1 protein-coding gene is annotated in these 362 nt (G+C 43.9%); it reads right to left on the bottom strand.

Annotated elements, in window-relative coordinates; all coding sequences use genetic code 11:
• A partial coding sequence (locus AC1DUA_RS41010; RefSeq protein ID WP_477505068.1) for a DNA alkylation repair protein occupies positions 1-362 on the bottom strand: 362 nt, incomplete at both ends.

Here is a 362-nt window from a genome sequence, read left to right on the forward strand (position 1 = left end):
GCCTTAGCAATTTCAACTGCCTTGTCATGAAGCGGCAAATAGGATACGCCTACTGTGTAAATGAAATTATTCATAGCGTATTTCGTTCTTTCGGGCGAATCATGAATCGTTTTTTCCACCCTTTCAAGCATATCGGCAAGCTTGCTTTCATCAAATTCGCTGTCCGGCCTATTGCCCAACAGCCAGCAATAACAACTCCAGCCCGCTGACATTTTCAGCTCATCGCCGCTTAGGATCCATTTGTCTGCAACTTGTTGAGCCATATCTGTTTCTGCCAAAGTCACTGCAACCACATAATCAGACAACATATAAAAATAAGCGCCATCTATCCAACGCTCAAAATCCGCCTCAGTCATTACCTT

It is taken from the genome of Paenibacillus sp. 01T422 (assembly GCF_056398785.1).